Annotated in this window: 21 protein-coding genes and 2 pseudogenes; 10 read left to right on the plus strand and 13 right to left on the minus strand. The window is 38.8% G+C overall.

Annotation, left to right across the window (positions count from 1 at the left end; all coding sequences use genetic code 11):
* Positions 1-121: 121 nt before the first annotated feature.
* Both PR683_RS03915 and PR683_RS03920 read right to left on the minus strand, forming a co-directional pair.
* Positions 122-520 (minus strand): annotated as a pseudogene (locus tag PR683_RS03915) (phage major tail tube protein); the annotation flags it as partial.
* Between the two features lie 12 nt (positions 521-532).
* A pseudogene (locus PR683_RS03920) lies at positions 533-790 on the minus strand (phage tail sheath C-terminal domain-containing protein); the annotation flags it as partial.
* Between the two features lie 364 nt (positions 791-1154).
* Here PR683_RS03920 and PR683_RS03925 point away from each other — a divergent pair.
* The 3 genes from PR683_RS03925 (at position 1155) to yajD (ending at position 3712) form a co-directional block, all read left to right on the plus strand.
* Entirely contained in the window at positions 1155-2132 is a 978-nt protein-coding gene (locus PR683_RS03925; RefSeq protein WP_272571236.1) for a DUF1852 domain-containing protein, read from the plus strand.
* A 29-nt stretch (positions 2133-2161) separates the two neighbouring features.
* Entirely contained in the window at positions 2162-3193 is a 1032-nt protein-coding gene (locus PR683_RS03930) for a methionine synthase (protein ID WP_109912189.1), read from the plus strand.
* A 171-nt stretch (positions 3194-3364) separates the two neighbouring features.
* A complete protein-coding gene (gene yajD / locus PR683_RS03935) occupies positions 3365-3712 on the plus strand; it encodes an HNH nuclease YajD (protein ID WP_272581680.1) in 348 nt (115 codons plus the stop codon).
* Between the two features lie 79 nt (positions 3713-3791).
* Here the strand turns inward: yajD and PR683_RS03940 are convergent, their stop codons facing one another.
* On the minus strand, positions 3792-4373 hold the full coding sequence (locus PR683_RS03940; RefSeq protein WP_123381956.1) for a YebB family permuted papain-like enzyme: 582 nt from the start codon (positions 4371-4373) through the stop codon (positions 3792-3794).
* A 94-nt stretch (positions 4374-4467) separates the two neighbouring features.
* Positions 4468-5955 (minus strand): MocR-like pyridoxine biosynthesis transcription factor PdxR, encoded by a 1488-nt coding sequence (gene pdxR, locus PR683_RS03945; RefSeq protein ID WP_196723390.1) that lies wholly within the window; start codon positions 5953-5955, stop codon positions 4468-4470.
* Positions 5956-6058: 103 nt separating this feature from the next.
* Here pdxR and PR683_RS03950 point away from each other — a divergent pair, with 103 nt between their 5' ends.
* Positions 6059-6517 carry a GNAT family N-acetyltransferase gene (locus PR683_RS03950; protein ID WP_226537844.1) on the plus strand — a complete coding sequence of 153 codons (459 nt, stop codon included), beginning with the start codon at positions 6059-6061 and terminating at the stop codon, positions 6515-6517.
* 97 nt (positions 6518-6614) lie between these two features.
* Here the strand turns inward: PR683_RS03950 and PR683_RS03955 are convergent, their stop codons facing one another.
* From PR683_RS03955 to PR683_RS03970, 4 genes are all read right to left on the minus strand, one after another.
* The gene (locus PR683_RS03955) at positions 6615-7163 is read right to left on the minus strand and encodes an NADAR family protein (protein WP_109912193.1); all 549 of its coding nucleotides are present in this window, start codon (positions 7161-7163) and stop codon (positions 6615-6617) included.
* A 99-nt stretch (positions 7164-7262) separates the two neighbouring features.
* Positions 7263-7985, minus strand: a complete 723-nt coding sequence (locus tag PR683_RS03960) for an amino acid ABC transporter ATP-binding protein (protein ID WP_109912194.1) — start codon at positions 7983-7985, stop codon at positions 7263-7265.
* Positions 7972-8736, minus strand: a complete 765-nt coding sequence (locus PR683_RS03965; protein ID WP_004910811.1) for an amino acid ABC transporter permease — start codon at positions 8734-8736, stop codon at positions 7972-7974. The genes PR683_RS03960 and PR683_RS03965 overlap by 14 nt, the downstream gene beginning before the upstream one ends.
* A 65-nt stretch (positions 8737-8801) precedes the next feature.
* Positions 8802-9569 carry a basic amino acid ABC transporter substrate-binding protein gene (locus PR683_RS03970; protein WP_109912195.1) on the minus strand — a complete coding sequence of 256 codons (768 nt, stop codon included), beginning with the start codon at positions 9567-9569 and terminating at the stop codon, positions 8802-8804.
* A gap of 295 nt (positions 9570-9864) precedes the next feature.
* Between PR683_RS03970 and PR683_RS03975 the strand changes: the two genes are divergently transcribed.
* From PR683_RS03975 to PR683_RS04000, 6 genes are all read left to right on the plus strand, one after another.
* Positions 9865-10773, plus strand: a complete 909-nt coding sequence (locus PR683_RS03975) for an AEC family transporter (protein WP_117161938.1) — start codon at positions 9865-9867, stop codon at positions 10771-10773.
* Positions 10774-10892: 119 nt separating this feature from the next.
* Positions 10893-12353 (plus strand): AMP nucleosidase, encoded by a 1461-nt coding sequence (locus PR683_RS03980; RefSeq protein WP_375372754.1) that lies wholly within the window; start codon positions 10893-10895, stop codon positions 12351-12353.
* A gap of 16 nt (positions 12354-12369) precedes the next feature.
* Entirely contained in the window at positions 12370-12897 is a 528-nt protein-coding gene (locus PR683_RS03985) for a GNAT family N-acetyltransferase (protein ID WP_272571235.1), read from the plus strand.
* A gap of 30 nt (positions 12898-12927) precedes the next feature.
* Positions 12928-13350 (plus strand): helix-turn-helix domain-containing protein, encoded by a 423-nt coding sequence (locus tag PR683_RS03990; protein ID WP_272571234.1) that lies wholly within the window; start codon positions 12928-12930, stop codon positions 13348-13350.
* 105 nt (positions 13351-13455) lie between these two features.
* Positions 13456-14415 carry an acetyl-CoA carboxylase carboxyl transferase subunit alpha gene (gene accA / locus PR683_RS03995; protein ID WP_109912198.1) on the plus strand — a complete coding sequence of 320 codons (960 nt, stop codon included), beginning with the start codon at positions 13456-13458 and terminating at the stop codon, positions 14413-14415.
* 45 nt (positions 14416-14460) lie between these two features.
* A complete protein-coding gene (locus PR683_RS04000; RefSeq protein ID WP_272571233.1) occupies positions 14461-15351 on the plus strand; it encodes a LysR family transcriptional regulator in 891 nt (296 codons plus the stop codon).
* Here the strand turns inward: PR683_RS04000 and PR683_RS04005 are convergent, their stop codons facing one another.
* From PR683_RS04005 to PR683_RS04025, 5 genes are all read right to left on the minus strand, one after another.
* Positions 15352-15810 (minus strand): RES family NAD+ phosphorylase, encoded by a 459-nt coding sequence (locus tag PR683_RS04005; protein WP_004910825.1) that lies wholly within the window; start codon positions 15808-15810, stop codon positions 15352-15354.
* On the minus strand, positions 15807-16268 hold the full coding sequence (parS, locus tag PR683_RS04010) for a type II RES/Xre toxin-antitoxin system antitoxin (protein WP_004910826.1): 462 nt from the start codon (positions 16266-16268) through the stop codon (positions 15807-15809). The genes PR683_RS04005 and parS overlap by 4 nt, the downstream gene beginning before the upstream one ends.
* Before the next feature lie 88 nt (positions 16269-16356).
* On the minus strand, positions 16357-16824 hold the full coding sequence (locus tag PR683_RS04015; protein ID WP_109912201.1) for a DUF1456 family protein: 468 nt from the start codon (positions 16822-16824) through the stop codon (positions 16357-16359).
* Positions 16825-17015: 191 nt separating this feature from the next.
* Entirely contained in the window at positions 17016-17330 is a 315-nt protein-coding gene (locus tag PR683_RS04020; protein WP_004910828.1) for an AzlD domain-containing protein, read from the minus strand.
* On the minus strand, positions 17327-18028 hold the full coding sequence (locus tag PR683_RS04025; RefSeq protein ID WP_004910829.1) for an AzlC family ABC transporter permease: 702 nt from the start codon (positions 18026-18028) through the stop codon (positions 17327-17329). Before PR683_RS04025 ends, PR683_RS04020 begins: the two co-directional genes overlap by 4 nt.
* Positions 18029-18051: the final 23 nt, after the last annotated feature.

Genomic DNA, 18051 nt, shown 5'->3' on the forward strand with positions numbered 1-18051 from the left:
CTCTTAATTTTTGCCGCGTAGATTAGCACAAATAGAGTAAACGAAACATAACAATAGGATTGAATTTTTGATATTATCAGAAAAATTTATCATTGATTGAGCTATGTCACTCATTATAAAGTTCTATATCATGGCTATGCTCATGGTTGTTTGTGTTATCGCCGGCTTTCGCACTGCCGAAATCCAATTCAGTGAAACGCCCGCGAGTTTGAATTTCACACGGAACGGATTCACCGGTTGGATCATCGTAGTAAGAGCCAGCAAAGCGGAATTGCTTACCGTCAATCGTCGCGCCCCAACTTTCTAATAATTCCGACATTAGGCCACCCATAGAGGCATCCATATCTAATGCGCCAGAATCAAAGCCCATCATGACAGCAACGGAGCCCACCATACCGGCACCCTGATAATCCTCCGTTTTTAATGACAGCTTTGGCGGGGTGACTTCTTCTACTTGTCCAAGGTAGGTTTGGCCATCAATGTATAGGTCAAACAAAAAGAGTTTTTTAGGCATACCCATAATTCAAATTCCTTAGCCCAGTTGGTCAAAAACAGCGAAATACTCGTTAGTGAATTCTTGCGTTAATGTCAGGTTTTCCAGTGGCGGTACGGGGGTGTACTTGTAGCGAATGTGCGCCTTACCATCGCGTAAATTTTCTTTAGGGTTATCCGATGGGTCATACCAGCACTGGAAGCCCAATAAACGGCCTTGCGTGACGAGTTGTGCGCCTTTGCGGTTGATACCATCCACAATATCTTTTACCAATGAGGGCGTGAGTGTTTTGTCGATTTTTCTATATGTACTAAATAAATTTATTTCACTGACCAATGTTTAAGTCTTCGTGTCGAGTATTCATCCCCTCTAGGAAATTGTCCATATAATACACTTAATGCTATGAATTATAATGAAAAATAATATTTCTTAGTTCTCTGTCACATAATTAAAATAAGTGAAATAAATGATCATGAAAATCGTTCATGTTTGAAATGAAATTAAGTCGCTTTCACTCAATCAACAGCTCTGGCATAAATTAGACAACGCAAACAAATTAACGTATTTACAACATAAAGATTGATGAATGGACAACTAAAACTTCTAGAAAATCAAGAAGTCAATTGAGTTTCCATCTTGGAATTTAGGGTGTGACGAGACGATGAACAAAAATTTTACATTTACGATTAAAAGTAGTCTTTTTGACGAAAATTATAATCCTTCTGAAAATACACGTATTACAACTAACTTTGCTAATTTAGCCAGAGGGAAAAATCGCCAAGAAAATTTGCGTAACACGCTTATCATGATGAACAACCGTTTCAATACATTAGCTTACTGGGATAACCCTAAAAGTGACCGTTACTCTATCGAACTTGAAATTATTTCTGTTGAGATGAGTGTTGAAGGGAATAGTAATACCTTTCCTGTGATTGAAATATTGAAAACCAATATTGTTGATCACAAAACAGGCAAACGTACTGAGGGCATAGTTGGAAATAACTTTTCATCTTATGTGCGTGATTATGATTTTAGTGTTTTATTGTTAGACCACAATAAAGACCAAGCAAACTTTAGTATTCCAGAAAATTTTGGTGACTTACATGGGAATATCTTTAAATATTTTGTTAATTCTAGCGAATACAAAACCCATTTTAGTAAGGCGCCAGTCATTTGTTTAAGTGTCTCAAATAAAGATATTTATCATCGTACGGGTAATCAACACCCTGTACTAGGTATTGAATATCAGCAAAATGGGGCTTCATTAACGGATCAATATTTTAAAAAGATGGGATTACAGGTTCGTTATTTTATGCCTCAAAACAGTGTTGCACCGCTGGCATTTTATTTTACGGGAGATTTGCTGAGCGATTACAGCAATATTGAATTAATTAGCACGATTAGCACGATGGAAACATTCCAGAAAATTTATCGTCCGGAGATTTACAATGCGAACTCCGTTGCGGGACCATGCTATCAACCGAGTTTGACGAACCAAGATTATTCATTAACAAAAATTGTTTATGACCGCGAAGAACGTAGCCGATTGGCTATTGAGCAAGGGAAATATACGGAAGAACACTTTATTGAACCCTATAGGCATATTCTAGAGCAATGGTCTGCTAACTACGCGCTTTGATTAATTATAAATATTTAAGGTCAATTATTATGAAAACATTATTACCAACATCTACCGCGGGTAGCTTACCAAAACCTTCTTGGCTTGCTGAACCTGAGACGCTTTGGTCTCCTTGGAAGTTGCAAAATGAAGAGCTCATTGAGGGAAAACAAGACGCACTGCGCTTATCCCTTGAAGATCAACTGCGTGCTGGAATTGATATTGTTAGTGACGGTGAGCAAACACGTCAGCACTTTGTGACGACATTTATTGAGCATCTCAGCGGTGTTGATTTTGCAAAGCGTGAAGTGGTTAAAATTCGCGATCGTTATGATGCAAGTGTGCCAACGGTGGTTGGCGCGGTTGAACGTCAAAAGCCTGTTTTTGTCGAAGATGCTAAATTTTTACGTAAGCTAACGAACCAGCCGATAAAATGGGCGCTTCCTGGACCAATGACGATGATTGATACCCTGTATGATAATCATTACAAAAGTCGTGAAAAATTGGCGTGGGAATTTGCTAAGATTTTGAACCAAGAGGCAAAAGAGCTTGAAGCGGCGGGCGTTGATATCATTCAGTTTGACGAGCCAGCTTTTAATGTATTCTTTGATGAAGTGAATGATTGGGGCGTAGCCGCGTTAGAAAGAGCCATTGAAGGGCTGAAATGCGAAACTGCGGTTCATATCTGTTATGGATACGGCATCAAAGCTAATACTGATTGGAAGAAGACGTTGGGCTCCGAGTGGCGACAATATGAAGAGGCTTTCCCAAAACTACAAACCTCGAATATCGATATTATCTCTTTGGAATGCCATAACTCCCATGTTCCAATGGATTTGATTGAGCTTATTCGCGGTAAAAAAGTGATGGTGGGGGCGATTGATGTAGCCAGTAATATTATCGAAACACCAGAAGAAGTCGCCAATACGCTACGTAAAGCACTGCAATTTGTGGATGCAGATAAACTTTATCCATCAACAAACTGTGGGATGGCGCCGTTATCTCGTCGTGTCGCAACCGGTAAACTCAATGCATTAAGTGCGGGTGCTGAGATTATCCGCAGAGAATTGTTGAATAAGTAATCTAAGTATAAATTAACGGATAAAAGGACCCAGAATTGATGAGGTGCCCTATAAAATTGGGACTTCATGATATCTGGGTTTTTTGTTGCATTGAGTTTCTTTTTTTGTTCTGACTTGAGGTATATTAGGCGTATTATTTCAAAATTACGATCTTCAATAGGAATATTGGCAATGGCTTTGATCCCTAAAAACTATGCGCGATTGGAAAGTGGCTATCGTGAAAAAGCACTTAAGATTTATCCATGGGTTTGTGGGCGCTGTACCCGCGAGTTTGTGTATTCAAATTTGCGTGAATTAACCGTTCACCATATCGACCATGATCATACTAATAACCCCGAAGATGGCAGCAATTGGGAACTATTATGCCTATTTTGCCATGATCATGAGCATTCGAAGTACACAGAGGCTGAGATGTATGGCACTAATGTTGTTGCAGGGGAAGATGCGCAAAATGATGTTGAAGCAGCAACCTATAACCCATTTGCTGATTTAAAATCAACGATGAATAAGAAAAAATAAGTATCATTGCAGACTCAGGCTGTTGTATTTAAAGGCACTCTATCGAGTGCTTTTTACGTATTTAAATCCATATTGGTTATTAATGAATATCCTCATGACTACGATATACGAGTGATAGTTCAGGGTGATTCCATAGGCTTGCGGGCGTCACTGTAGTGCGTTTCCATGGGATATGACCAATAAACCAAAGTTTCCAGAAATTTAATTTTGCACTCGGATTTTTAGTTAATAATTCTTCAAAGGTTTCAATTTCGCCAATTTGGATTGATAACGCAGATTGGTAAATATCAAAAACAAACTTAGAGCAAAACTGCCTAGGTGAATTGTAATTAAACCCGGTGTGGTAAAATTTGTTTAAGCGAGCAGGAACTTCAGCGACTAATGCTGATTTTTGTTCATGGGTTAGTGTATGAGCAAATCGACGTACACTGTAACGATTACCAGATGAACGGGAAATAAAGCGAGATAAGGTTGTGGTTGTTGAAAGCGGAACACGACTTTCTGCAATCAAATAGTCTTCGCCATTATGGCCGACAATCATGCCAACATGGTTACTCCAACATAAAGATGCTGAGGCTATTTGGCGAAATAATTCGCTCCCAATACTGGTAAAGACAACATCGCCAACTTCGTACTCATGTGGATAATTTATTTTTGTCATAAAAGTACCTCAATATAAACAATGCTATTAAGGTACAGTTATAAAGATTAGAAAAATTTCTAGCTATCGGATAAAAGCTGAAAATCATTTTTGTTTAACTAGGGTATATTTTACTCAATTGTTCGCTAAGTAGTTTTACGTTGCTAATTATCTCGTTTTCACCATGAGCAGCGTAGCCAAATAGAATCGCATTTTGGTGAGCACTCTGAATGCAGTAACGCGATAGCGGTTGTGCACCAAAGCCTAACAGACGGCATTGGTTAAGGATCAGGTTAATATCATAACCATCTTTAACCCAACAAACGGTATGAATGCCTGAGTCTGTCATTTGTACATCAAATATATGCGGGAGATAATGGTTGATGGCATTGATAAACGTATTTTGTCGGTCGTAACATATCTTTCGTATTTTTCTGACGTGGCGTGCATAGTGGCCTTCTTGGATAAATTGCGCTAAAGCTGCCTGCTCTAAATAACTACAGTGGCTATCACTATAATATTTCATCATGGTGAATGCCTCACTCAGAATTTCTGGCACAATTAAAAAACCTAAACGAAAACCGGGATACATCATTTTAGAGAATGTCCCTGCATAAATAACACGTTGATGATTATCTAAGCCTTGTAAGGCTTGAATAGGTTTTGATAGAAAACGAAATTCACTGTTATAGTCATCTTCAAAAACCCATGCATTATTTTGTTGTGCCCAATCCAATAATGCTAAACGTCTCGGTAAGCTGAGAGTGGTGCCGAGAGGAAACTGGTGAGAAGGCGTGGTGTAAATTAATTTTGCTGTTTCATGATGTTTTGCACCGTATACAATATCCATTCCTTCTCTGTCAGATGGAATAGCGGCAATCTCAGCACCTGCTGCGGTTAAAATAGCTCTCGCACTATCATAGCCAGGGTCATCTAACCATACTTTATCCCCTTGTTGTAATAAGACTTTTGCAGCTAAGTTAATAGCTTGCTGTGTTCCATTGACAATAATAATTTGTTGCTGTTTACAATGAACTCCGCGAGTAGAACGAACGTAATCGACTAATAAATTTTTAAGCGGGGTATACCCATCAGGGTGATTAAAATGCGTAATTGTATGTTTAGATTTACGCCAAACTCGGCCTAATAATCTACCCCATAATTCATGTGGAAATTGGTCAACACAGCCAATACCAATATTAAACATTGAGTTCTTATCGGTATTCGGCCGTGAGTTTTCCCATAAATTTGTTAAAGTAGAAACTCTAGGGTTCAGATTTAATGCAGGGTATCCAGATTGGTCACGCTGTTTAGTACTACTTATAGTGCCAACTAATTCATCAGGAATATGGGGTGACACATAAGTTCCTGAGCCTTTTTTAGAGTAAAGATACCCTTCATCAATTAATCGTTCAAACCCAGCAATAACTGAATTTCGCGAGATAGACATCATTTCAGCTAATGCTCTCGAAGAAGGCAGTTTAACACCGGCAGCAATACGTCCATCTAAGATAGCGTTACGTATTGTGTGATAAACATTTTCCTTAATGTGTCCATCTTCAAGTAAAAGTAATGGGAACTGCGCATGTTGTTGGCGTCGCATTAAGTGGTTCCTAAATAAATAACAAAAGTGTCTCTTATGCAGAGCCAGATTGCTATGTACTATAACTCCATTATGTAATATGTCTACAAATGAAAGGGTTATTATGAGTAAAACAACATTATCAGTTACCGTAGAATTTGTTGCTCCAGAACATTATCCAGCATGGTTAGTGTACTGGCTGGAATATCAAAAATTTTATCAAGTAGATTTAAGCGAAGAAATTACCTTAAAAGCATGGGAGCGTTTTTTTGATGATAATGAACCGATGTATTGTGCGGTAGCGCTTGAAGATGGAAAAGTTGTTGGTTTTGTGAATTATTTATTTCACCGTTCAACATGGGCAGAAAATGATTTTTGTTACCTAGAAGATTTATATGTGGCGCCAGAAATGCGCGGGCGACATGTGGGAAAACAATTAATTGAATTTGTACATGCACAAGCACAAGAAAAACAATGTGGCCGCTTATATTGGCATACACAGGAAACCAATTTACGAGGTCAAAAATTGTATAACTGGGTAGCAGAAAAACCAGGGGTAATTGAATATAGAATGCCTTTGTAATAAAACGCAGTAGCATATCCTATATTCAGTAACCTATCGATAGGCCCGTTGTTTAGTCACAACGGGTTTTTTGTTTTTATCAGAAAATAAGCAAAAATTAGGCAGTTAGATTGGCTAACTGACTTCTAACATCCATTAATGCAAAACCGAGCAGATTTAACCCTTTCCATGTTAATGGGTTTTCAATATTTTCAGCATCTTCGGCAAGGCCTATTCCCCAAATTTTATCAACGGGGCTAGCTTCAACCAGAACACGTTCGTTTGTGGCAAGTAAAAACTGCTTAATTTCTTTATTTTGAGAAAATTTGGCCATATTCGCCGCAACAACAATGGTAAAACGGTTTTCATCCCATATATCTTGTTTAAACCCACGAACCTCACGGCCAAATGCTTTAGCTGCACCAGGATTTGGTGCATGAATAATTTTATCCAATGTTTCTAAATCACCAAATAAGCGTGCTTTTTCTGCCATCATAAAATGCTCTGCGCTAGCAAAACGGTGATTATTGATAACAAATGGGGAAGGGTACCACTGGCTGAAACAGCTTTTTGTAATTTGGCTTTGCTTGGTTTGGTGGCCCCAGAAGAAAATATATTTAAATTTTTTCCCTGAGCGGTATTGTTTACAGAGGCTTTTGATATCCATAACTTAAGTTTTATTAAGGAATAATATTCTTAGCTTATCGATAATAAAAAGATTTGGATATCAGAAAAACCTGCTTAGCCTACTAAGCAGGTAATAAAATTAAAGTACTTTACTTAAAAACTCCGCAGTTCGTGGGTTTTTAGGTGCAGTAAAGAGTTGTTCTGGTGTGCCTTCTTCTTGAATTATGCCTTGGTCAATAAACATAACGCGGTCAGCAACTTCACGTGCAAATCCCATTTCATGGGTGACGATAACCATCGTCATACCTTCATTCGCTAGGGTTTTCATCACAGAAAGTACCTCCCCAACTAATTCAGGGTCAAGCGCAGACGTCGGTTCATCAAATAACAAAATGGACGGTTGCATTGCTAAGGCCCGGGCAATAGCAACACGTTGCTGCTGCCCACCGGATAAACTGGCAGGCCATGCATCAATTTTATCTAACAGCCCTACTTTGGTTAGGAGCTGTTCAGCTTGTTTAAGTGCCAGTTCCTTTTTTATTCCTTTTACTAAGGTTGGTGCCATCATTAAATTTTCTAACACGGTCATATGGGGGAATAAGTTAAAACGCTGAAACACCATCCCCACATTTTCTCTCATTTTATTTAAATCGGTTTTAGGGTCATGAACGTTAAAACCGTTAACTTGTATTTCACCGCCATCTGGGCGTTCTAGTGCGTTTAAACACCGTAAGAAGGTACTTTTGCCTGAGCCAGAAGGGCCTATGACACAAATCACTTCTTGAGGTTTAACTTCGCAAGAAATACCTCTAAGTACATGAGCATCGCCAAATTTCTTTTGTAAATTATTAACGTAAATCACTTCTGCCCAACCTTCTTTCCATATATTGCACCAGCTGAGCAAGTATAAATGTCAGCATCCAATAAATCACAGATATCGTTAAGTAGGGTTCCCAATAAGTTGCATAAGCACCGGATACCGTTCTCGCTGCATAGGCGAGATCAGCTAAGCCAATTGCGGAAGCAAGGGAGGAATCCTTAACAATCGCGATGGCATTATTTCCAAGCGGGGGAAGGATACGACGAAAAGCTTGTGGAAGGATCACTTTACGCATTGTTTTTGCCCAACTCATACCAAGCGCACGCGAGGCTTCCATCTGCCCTTTGTCAATAGATTGAATGCCCGCACGAAAAATTTCAGAAACATAAGCCCCTGAGTTTAAAGTGATTGCAATGACACAAGATAAAAATGCACCGTAATCGGAGCGGAGCATTTTAGCCGTATCAATAGACATTATCCCTGAGGTAACAAATAGGCCATCACGCGGGTTAATAAATAGTGGAACTAAGGCAAAGTGAACAACCATTATTTGAACAAATAGCGGAGTACCACGAAAAGCACTGACATAGAAGCGAACAGGCCACTGCACAAAATAATGTAAAATCGGTTTCCAAATTCCTTGCTCAGCTTTGGCAGTTCTTCCTAAGCCGAGAGTTAACCCCCATAATGAGCCTAAAATAACGCAAATGATGGTTGCTTTTATCGTCATCATTGCGCCTTCAGCAAATAATGGAGCATATTCTTCAATTATTTCCCAACGAAACGCAGACATCTTAATTTTCACCCTGATTTATAACATGAAAAAGCCATCTAAGGATGGCCTTAAGTTAGATTTAATTATTGTTTTGGTAATTGAGGAACGTTTTCATCAAACCATTTTTGATAAATTTTATTGTAAGTACCGTCTGCAATAATTTTTTCTAAGCCATTATTTATTTTTTGCTGTAATTCGCTATTTCCTTTTGCGACAGCAATACCAAAATATTGTTTTTCGAAGTGGTTATCGTAGATCAGTTTAAATTTTTTCTCTGGGTGCGTTTTTATGTAATATTTAATCACACCAACATCACCAACAGCTGCATCAATACCATCTTCAAATAGCTCTTGTAATAAAAGCGGTGTATTGTCGAAACGTTTAATTGATGTACTGTTTTTTCCGATTACATCAGAAACAACAATGTCACCTGTGCTGGAGTTGACGACACCTACATTCAGCTCTTTTAAGCTATTTAAATCTTTTACATCAGATGTTTCGCTGATAACGATCGCTTGCTCAGCAGGGAAATAGGGATTAGAAAAATCAACCATATTTTTGCGTTTATCGGTAATTGTAATCCCCGAAATTAAAATATCCCTATCACCTGACGATAAAGTCGCAAAAATCCCTTCCCAAGGAGTATTGACAAGTTTAACGTCAAAACCTTCTGCTTCCGCGATGGCTTTAATGATATCAATATCAAAGCCTTCGAGTTGTTTTTGGCTATTTTCATATTCGAATGGACGGTAAGTCCCACCAGCACCAACCGTATAGCTTTCTTTTGCGTAAACATTCCCGGCGAAGGCTGCCAATGACATACAGCCAGCAAAAACTAATTTTTTAAACATACCAACCTCTTTAATTATGCATTTATAGTGAATAAAAATACATAATATTGTTGTGGTAAGCAAATGATTTTTATATGCCTAAGTGAGATAATTTTAGGGTTCAGTTTTTGTGTGGAAAAATATTTATTTAAATATAAACGAGAAATAATCGATTAAATCTTGGTTGATGGAACAATAAATTAGAGAAAAGGCCAAATATTGAAATAGAGCTTTTTTTACCTATCCATCACAAAAACTTAACGATAGACTAATTAATATACTTAGCTAATACTCAAATAAAACAGATTACGTTCTCATGGATAAGATTTTATTAGTTTTATGGCCATTATTTTCTCTAATTGCAATGGGATTTGTATTACGCCGTTCGACAATAGTTGGCACTGATTTTTGGCCGAGTGCTGAAAAGTTAAACTATTACATTTTATTCCCTGCATTATTAATCAACAGTTTAGCAATAGCACCATTGGATAACCCTAAATTACCCTATTTAGCGAGCGCCATTCTATGTGTTTTAGCGATTAGTTCTGCGTTAGTTCTTGGTTGCAAATATTTATTCAAAATTCCTATCCCACGATTTGGGGCTCATATCCAAGGAATTACGCGTTTTAATACTTATTTAGGGCTGGCCATTGTTGCAGATTTATTTGGTAAAGAAGGCATTGCTATTGCTGCAGTCATTATGGCTGTTTTAGTGCCAAGCTGTAATGTCATAGCTGTACTTTCATTATCTTCTGGGCAAAAAGTCTCCGTTAAGCAAATTTTATTGCCGATCATAAAAAATCCATTAATTATTTCTTGTGTTGTGGGAGTGTTATTAAATATATCGCCTGTGGGGTTACCGTTTGGATCTGATCAATTTTTAAAATTACTCGCAGCCGCTAGTTTACCACTAGGCCTAATCTGTATTGGGGCCGCATTACAAACCTCAACGTTGAGAAGTGAATTTAAACCCATCATGACATCGACACTGTTACGCTTACTTCTTATGCCTATTTTAGCGGTAACAGTAGCGAGTTTATTTTCGTTGCCAAATCTTGAAACAACCCTATTAGTGCTATTTTTTGCTATTCCCACTGCACCAACCGCTTATATTTTAACGCGCCAGTTAAATGGAGATAGCCAGTTAATGGCAGGCATAATAACCTTACAAACCGTGGTTGCTGTGTTCACATTACCCATTGTTTTATCCTTTGTAGTACATTAATTATGAATATATTAATTGTGGGATAAGCACATTAGTCTCGATATATTTTGCAACTATCACACTGATACTCTATGTTATCGGAGATGATTTTATCTGATGATAAGGAGTTGTGTGTGTCTTTGGAAAAATGCCAGAAATATGAAAACTTATCTATTGAAGATGTTTTGGATAAACTTTCGTTGTTATATAGCAATGCGATAGATTCATTAAGGGACGCTATCGCTATTTATGTAAAAGAAGGCCGCATACCAGATATTACAGAAAGGGAAAATGGGTTATTCGCTTACCCCGAGCTATGTGTAACATGGGAAGGAAAAATCGATCATTGTGAAAAAACACGTGCTTATGCTCGCTTTGTTAAACGAGGCGATTACACCATTACGGTGACGCAGCCAGATTTATTCCGTGCCTATTTAGTTGAACAGCTGTCTATTTTGCAACAGGATTATGATGTTACTTTTGCTGTTCGCCCTTCAAAAATTGAAATTCCTTATCCTTTTGTCATTGATGGGTCAGACTTAGTGTTGGATAGGAGTATGAGCAGTAATTTAGCTGCATATTTTCCTATAACCGATTTATCTCACATTAGTGATGATATTACCGATGGCTTGTATTCTGCTACGGATGAAATGCCACTGTCCCATTTTGATGCATTACGTGTGGATTTTTCATTAGCACGTTTGAAACATTATACCGGAACCCCACCTGAGCATGTTCAACCGTATATTTTGTTCACCAATTATAACCGTTATGTTGATGAGTTCGTGAATTGGGCATGTGAACAGGTACGAGATCCTGAAAGTCGTTATATTGCATTATCTTGTGTAGGGCATAATTATTTAACCGCTGAAAATGCAGACCCGCAAATTGCCACTTCTGATTTAACATGGAAAAAATTTCAAATGCCTGCATATCATCTAATCGCTAGGGATGGTGCAGGGATTACTATAGTGAATATCGGTGTTGGGCCTTCAAATGCAAAGAATATTTGCGACCATTTAGCGGTTTTACGACCACATGCTTGGTTGATGATAGGCCATTGTGGTGGATTAAGAGAAAGCCAAAAAATTGGTGATTATGTTTTGGCACATGCTTATTTGCGTGATGACCATATTCTTGATGATGTATTACCGCCAGATATTCCTATTCCAAGTATTGCAGAAGTCCAACGCGCGCTGTATGACGCAACGAAACAAGTTAGTAATATGCCTGGGGAGTTGGTAAAGCAACGGCTACGAACAGGAACCGTTGTTACAACAGATGATAGAAACTGGGAATTACGCTTTTTTGCAACGGCTCGCCGCTTTAGTTTAAGTCGCGCTGTTGCAGTGGATATGGAAAGTGCCACAATCGCAGCACAAGGTTATCGTTTCAGGGTTCCCTACGGTACGCTTTTATGTGTTTCGGATAAACCTTTGCATGGTGAGATTAAATTACCGGGCCAAGCAAACAGTTTCTATGAAGGTGCAATTTCTGAACACTTACAAATAGGTATTCGTGCTATTGATTTATTGAGGCAAGAAGGGGATAAATTACATTCAAGGAAATTAAGAACGTTTGATGAACCCCCATTTAGATAGCAAGGAGATGCAATCAATGGCTGTAATACCTGAGCTTGAGACAGACAGATTAATATTAAATAAACACCAAGTGAGTGATTTTCCTACACTTGCGAAGTTATGGGCGACCGAGTCGATGGTTCGCTACATTGGCGGTATGCCATCTAGCGAGCGCGAGTCATGGATGAGAATGTTAGCTTATGGTGGCTTATGGCCATTATTAGGTTTTGGTTATTGGGCTGTCCGCGAAAAGGTGAGTGGCCAATATATTGGTGATTTGGGGTTTGCAGATTTTCATCGTATGGTCGAGCCGCAAGTTAAAGGCATTCCGGAAGCGGGCTGGGTCATTGCACCTGAATATCAAGGAAAAGGTTATGCAACAGAAGCGATGCAGGCTGCATTGTCTTGGCTAATAAAAGAAAATAAGTTTCGGCAATCTATTTGTTTTATTGAGCCGAGGAATTTAGCATCTTTACGCGTGGCTCAAAAATTGGGTTACGTAGTTGACCGTGAGATATTTATGAATGGCACGATCACGGTACTATTACGGCAACAATTAGCTTGAGTTGTGAATGTTAGAGCGGGTTATTATTTCATGCGTGATGAACTAGATATTTCTCAAGTTAGCCAATTATCAGGTTTAGCGGCATCAACCTTACGTTATTATGAAGAAAGAGGTTTGATTAAACCGATAGGCCGCAAGGGGTTAAAACGGGTTTATCATGGGAAAGATGTTATGACCCGCTTATCTTTAATTGCATTAGGGCAGGAAGCTAAATTTTCACTCGACGAAATTGCTACCATGCTCAATCATAAGGATGGCCCTAATATTGAACGTGCGAGCTTACTCGAAAAAGCCGAGGAGATTGAGCAAACCATACAGGGGTTATCTGCATTAAAAAAAGGTATTTTACACATTGAGAATTGCCCTGAAAAAAATCACTTTTTATGCCCTAATTTTCAAAAAATCATGGAAAATAGTTTAAAATTAAATCAATTGAAGAAAAATCAACGCTAAATAACTATCCCACTTTTGGTAATAATCAATCCTATTTTCAGGCATGGAATGGGATTGATTCTCTGGTTACACTCCTAAGATTGCAGTTACCATTTTAGGAACGATATGACTAACCATTTTCTTGCATTTGAGAAACCCATTGTTGAACTTAATGATAAAATTGAGGCGCTTATTGCCTTCAAACAGAAAGGGCACCCTTCAGAAATTAAATTAGATGAAGAAATCCAGCTCTTGAAAAAAAAGAGTCATTCGCTGACGAAAACGATATTTGCATCTCTTGGGGCATGGGAAATTGTTCAATTAGCTAGGCATCCATTAAGGCCTTATCCTCTTGATTATATTTCATTAATATTTACTGAATTTCAAGAATTAGCCGGTGACCGTGCTTTTGCTGATGATAAGGCGCTGGTGGGGGGGCTTGCTCGTTTGGATGGTAGGCCGGTTATGGTGCTGGGGCAACAAAAAGGGCGTACAACAAAAGAGAAAGTTATGCGTAATTTTGGTATGCCGTCGCCAGAAGGCTACCGCAAAGCACTCCGTTTGATGAAAATGGCGGAACGTTTCCACTTACCTGTATTGGTATTTATTGATTCTGCGGGAGCTTATCCTGGCGTTGGCGCTGAAGAGCGCGGACAAGCAGAAGCCATTGCTCGTAATATTATGGAAATGTCGCGCTTAAAAACGCCCATTATTTGTGTCATTACAGGTGAAGGTTGTTCTGGTGGTGCGTTAGGCATTGGTGTGGGGGATCGTATTAATATGTTGGAATACAGTACTTATGCAGCGATATCTCCGGAAGGTTGTGCTTCTATTTTATGGAAAGACTCTCAAAAGGCACAAATTGCAGCAGAAGTGATGGGAATGACTGCTCCACGGTTAAAAGAACTAGGCATTATCGATACCATTATTTCAGAGCCTTTGGGTGGAGCTCACCGTGACTATCAGTTAGCTGCAGAACAATTAAAACAACAATTACTCACTGATTTAAATGAGTTAATTCAATTAGACATGGAAGTATTGCTGGCAGAGCGGTATCAAAAAATAATGGATTTTGGATACTGCTAATGCTATTAGTTCAGATTAATAGAGAGTGAACTGTAGGGATTAGAAATGGCTGTTGACCTGAATTTATTGAAAGTATTTATTGCCGTTGCGACACAAGGAAATTTTGTCAATGCGGCAAAATTACTTTCAATGCCAACATCGAATGTGAGCCGTTATATTAAACAGTTGGAACAACAACTTAACAGCCAGTTAATTGAACGTACAACCCGGCAAATGCGGCTAACTGAAACAGGAAATATTTTATTTGAGCAAAGCCAAAGGTTAGTTAGTGAATTAGAGCAGGTTGTGGTGCAAATTTGTCATCCACAACAACTTACTGGAACGTTACGACTAACTATCCCCAGTGAATTTGGTAGTCTATTATTCGCGGATTTATTAGCGAAGTTTGCATTATTACACCCACAATTAAATATTCACTGTGATACACAATTAATGCCTCAAGATGTTATTAGTGATGATATTGATTTATTACTCACATTTCATCGCGGTCACCTTGAGGACAGTAGCTATCACTCACGTTTAATCAAATCATGGCAAAGTGTTGTAGTTGCCGCTCCCCAATTAATTGAACAAGTAGGAAAACCATGTTTATTTAAGGACTTAGCTAATATGCCGTGTATTTCAAGCTTGAGTGCATTGCAGGGGCAACCATGGATATTTATTGATTCAGAGGGTTTACAGCAAAAAGTGATAATTAACAGTAATTATCGAGTAAATAGTGGCATTCTAGCTCACGCTGCCGCAATGAACGGCGTTGGTTATGCCATTCTGGCATTAGAAGCGTGTGCCGAACAGATTACACAGAATAAATTAGTGCAAATAGAATTCGATGGAGTATCACCAGCCCCAATAGAGCTGCGCGCGGTTTTTGCGAGCCGTAGTGCATTATCACCGAAGATAGACACTTTTTTACAGTATTTGTTAGCAAATATTTAACTATGCTAAGCGTGGGTCAACACTAAAATCCAGCGGTTTAACGGTATGTATGGCTTTTTGAAATTGCGGGTGCAACGGGTTAATAATTGCATTGTATTCGTAGGGAATAATACAAGAGGGAATTAATAATACTAAGCTATCTTGGTTATTTAGCCATGTAGTACCAATATCCATGGTAGAAGTTGGCGCTGGGTCTTGCTGCCAATCTGTTGGAAGGTGGTCTAACGACAGTTTCATCACGTACCTGTCATTGATATCGATGGATAGCAAACTGAACTGGTTTAATAGTAAGTCTTGATTGATGTGAACGAGTATTTCAAGGGTGGCTAATGAAATACTGGTTGAAGTATAAACAGCGGGAGTTCCTTTATGATTCCAACGCCCACCGTAGAGCATGGCTCCTTGACCAGACCATGCATCGTGAATAAAACTGGATTTAACCAATCGATACAAAATCATGAAAACACACCATGCTCAATGCGGCCAATCAAATCAATTACCTCAATGGCTCCACTTTCTGTCGCAATAAGCTCAATAGGGCGTAAATGGCCTAACCCTTTAACGGGGTGATTAAGCCAATCACCTGCTGCATGTTTATCTCCATTAAATAAACGCACTGCCGCATCGAATACGCGTACTAGACGAGCAATTCGTTCGCTTTCATCAGCATTGAGGGGTTGGCCTGCATTTTTGCGACGAGCAATATTGCGTTCATTAATGCCGGATATCCGTAATAATTCAGTTTTACTCATCCCTGACCATTCTTGGATATTGTCTAAAACAGAGACAGACAGCCCTTGGCGTAAGAAGTGGGTCAATTCAATACCACGTTCGGCAGGTAACCCTACATGGCGCCATAGTGGTTTAAAAGATGAAGCAGTCGGTTGAAGTGGGGTTGTGGGGATATAGTTTCTCATTTGAACCTCCTGACATTTGTCATTTTCATTATAGACAAATGTCAGAAAAATGCAAAATTAATGAACAAAAAACAAACAGAGGAAATAGTTATTTATCACCACGTAGACGAATTGTCAGGCCTTTTAGGAAGTAACGCAATAATTGGTCCCCACATTCGCGATAGTTTTTATGTCCTGGTTTACGAAAAACAGCGTTAAGCTCAGGTTTGGATACACGAAAATCAACAAGCTGATAGATTTCAATCATATCTGTATCTTTTAATTCAAAAGCTACGCGTAATTTTTTGAGCATAATATTGTTATTAAGGCGGCTATCAACGTCAGGTGCGGGATGATTTTCATCTTTACCGCGGCGGTGATAGATTAAACCATTCAGAAAATGCCCCATTACATTGTCATTGCACTCAACATATTCAGGCTCATTATCTTTTTTTAACCAAGTCACCATTTCTTCTTTTGTAACAGCCAAATCTGCGAGTTTTACGATTTTAACCATTTGGGCATCGCTTAGATCCAACATATAGCGAACACTACGTAAAACATAATTATTAAGCATGGTATTGTATTATCCATTATCTATAAAAGTTAATTGGCTATTTATTGAGTAAGTAAGGCCAATAAAGTATTCACTATGACAATCAATGACAGGGTGAAATTGAAAAGGAATGTATTTTGAGAGGGGCATATTATGAGGGATTAACCAAGATAAAGCAAAGCGTTGAACGATGCTTTATCTTGAATATTAAGTTAACCGATAAAATAAATAAGGGAATAGAAAAATACTAAAGTAAGACCGACAGTTAACAGCATATTTTTCAATACTGAGGCAACAATGACACAGAATAACGCCCCCCATAAATAAGGATTATCTGGGAAGGAGCGTAGATCATGGTTTTCTAATAGGATAACAGGGGCACAAATTGCGGTTAGCAAGCAAGGCGCTGAGTACCCTAGTGCTTGACGAACCACGAGGGGCAGACGTATTGGTAACTGTGGTATTAGGAAAATATAACGTAGAGTAAAAACAACTGCTGTTAAGGTAATAATTAAAAGCCAAATCATTTTTCCTCCTTCAATAAACGTGAAACGGCCACCGATACAAACATCCCACCCACACCAGCGATAACAATAGCACTACTAAAGGAGTACATTGAAAGTACGATGGCGACAACGAGTGAAAAAATAACACCACAAAGCGTACTTATTTTTCTTGTTAGTGGAACGACGATTGCAAGCAAAGTTGCAACCACAGAAAAATCGAGATGTAAGCGGCTCAAATCGCCCACAATATTGGCCATCGCAATCCCACAAAGGCTGGTGATTAACCAAACGATATAAAAACTAAACCCAGCACCAAAGAGATAGGGAAAACTTAAACTTTGGCGTTTAGCTGCGCTAATCGCAAATAATTCATCTGTTAATAAAAAGCCGATACTAAGGCGCTGGGGCGTTGTAAAGTCTTTAACTTGAGGGCGTAATGTCAGCCCATAAAGTAAGTGCTGAGAAGTGATAAAAAAAACAGAGATAACAATCGTGATATAGCCCGCACCTGAATTTAGCAATCCAAGGGTGACTAACTGTGCTGCGCCTGCAAATACCATTGCAGACATCGCCACACTTTGCCAGAAATCGAGACCTGTTTCGACCGCCATTGAACCTGCTAATACCCCCCATGGAATAACAGCAAGATTAAGAGGAGCGGTATGAACAGCTCCTGTCATCATCGCTTTTTGCCATTGGTTACTTTGTTGTGATGCCATTTAAACTAACCTTGTTGTAATTA

It is taken from the genome of Providencia sp. PROV269 (genome assembly GCF_028477785.1).
In the GTDB taxonomy this organism is placed as follows: Bacteria; Pseudomonadota; Gammaproteobacteria; order Enterobacterales; family Enterobacteriaceae; genus Providencia; species Providencia rettgeri.

Bases quoted from the DNA above. Each gene is read 5' to 3' on its own strand.
- PR683_RS03925 (WP_272571236.1), top strand. From the start codon at position 1,155: ATGAACAAAAATTTTACATTTACGATTAAAAGTAGTCTTTTTGACGAA.
- PR683_RS03930 (WP_109912189.1), top strand. From the start codon at position 2,162: ATGAAAACATTATTACCAACATCTACCGCGGGTAGCTTACCAAAACCT.
- yajD (WP_272581680.1), top strand. From the start codon at position 3,365: ATGGCTTTGATCCCTAAAAACTATGCGCGATTGGAAAGTGGCTATCGT.
- PR683_RS03940 (WP_123381956.1), bottom strand. From the start codon at position 4,373: ATGACAAAAATAAATTATCCACATGAGTACGAAGTTGGCGATGTTGTC.
- pdxR (WP_196723390.1), bottom strand. From the start codon at position 5,955: ATGCGACGCCAACAACATGCGCAGTTCCCATTACTTTTACTTGAAGAT.
- PR683_RS03950 (WP_226537844.1), top strand. From the start codon at position 6,059: ATGAGTAAAACAACATTATCAGTTACCGTAGAATTTGTTGCTCCAGAA.
- PR683_RS03955 (WP_109912193.1), bottom strand. From the start codon at position 7,163: ATGGATATCAAAAGCCTCTGTAAACAATACCGCTCAGGGAAAAAATTT.
- PR683_RS03965 (WP_004910811.1), bottom strand. From the start codon at position 8,736: ATGTCTGCGTTTCGTTGGGAAATAATTGAAGAATATGCTCCATTATTT.
- PR683_RS03970 (WP_109912195.1), bottom strand. From the start codon at position 9,569: ATGTTTAAAAAATTAGTTTTTGCTGGCTGTATGTCATTGGCAGCCTTC.
- PR683_RS03975 (WP_117161938.1), top strand. From the start codon at position 9,865: ATGGATAAGATTTTATTAGTTTTATGGCCATTATTTTCTCTAATTGCA.
- PR683_RS03985 (WP_272571235.1), top strand. From the start codon at position 12,370: ATGGCTGTAATACCTGAGCTTGAGACAGACAGATTAATATTAAATAAA.
- PR683_RS03990 (WP_272571234.1), top strand. From the start codon at position 12,928: ATGCGTGATGAACTAGATATTTCTCAAGTTAGCCAATTATCAGGTTTA.
- accA (WP_109912198.1), top strand. From the start codon at position 13,456: ATGACTAACCATTTTCTTGCATTTGAGAAACCCATTGTTGAACTTAAT.
- PR683_RS04000 (WP_272571233.1), top strand. From the start codon at position 14,461: ATGGCTGTTGACCTGAATTTATTGAAAGTATTTATTGCCGTTGCGACA.
- PR683_RS04005 (WP_004910825.1), bottom strand. From the start codon at position 15,810: ATGATTTTGTATCGATTGGTTAAATCCAGTTTTATTCACGATGCATGG.
- parS (WP_004910826.1), bottom strand. From the start codon at position 16,268: ATGAGAAACTATATCCCCACAACCCCACTTCAACCGACTGCTTCATCT.
- PR683_RS04015 (WP_109912201.1), bottom strand. From the start codon at position 16,824: ATGCTTAATAATTATGTTTTACGTAGTGTTCGCTATATGTTGGATCTA.
- PR683_RS04020 (WP_004910828.1), bottom strand. From the start codon at position 17,330: ATGATTTGGCTTTTAATTATTACCTTAACAGCAGTTGTTTTTACTCTA.
- PR683_RS04025 (WP_004910829.1), bottom strand. From the start codon at position 18,028: ATGGCATCACAACAAAGTAACCAATGGCAAAAAGCGATGATGACAGGA.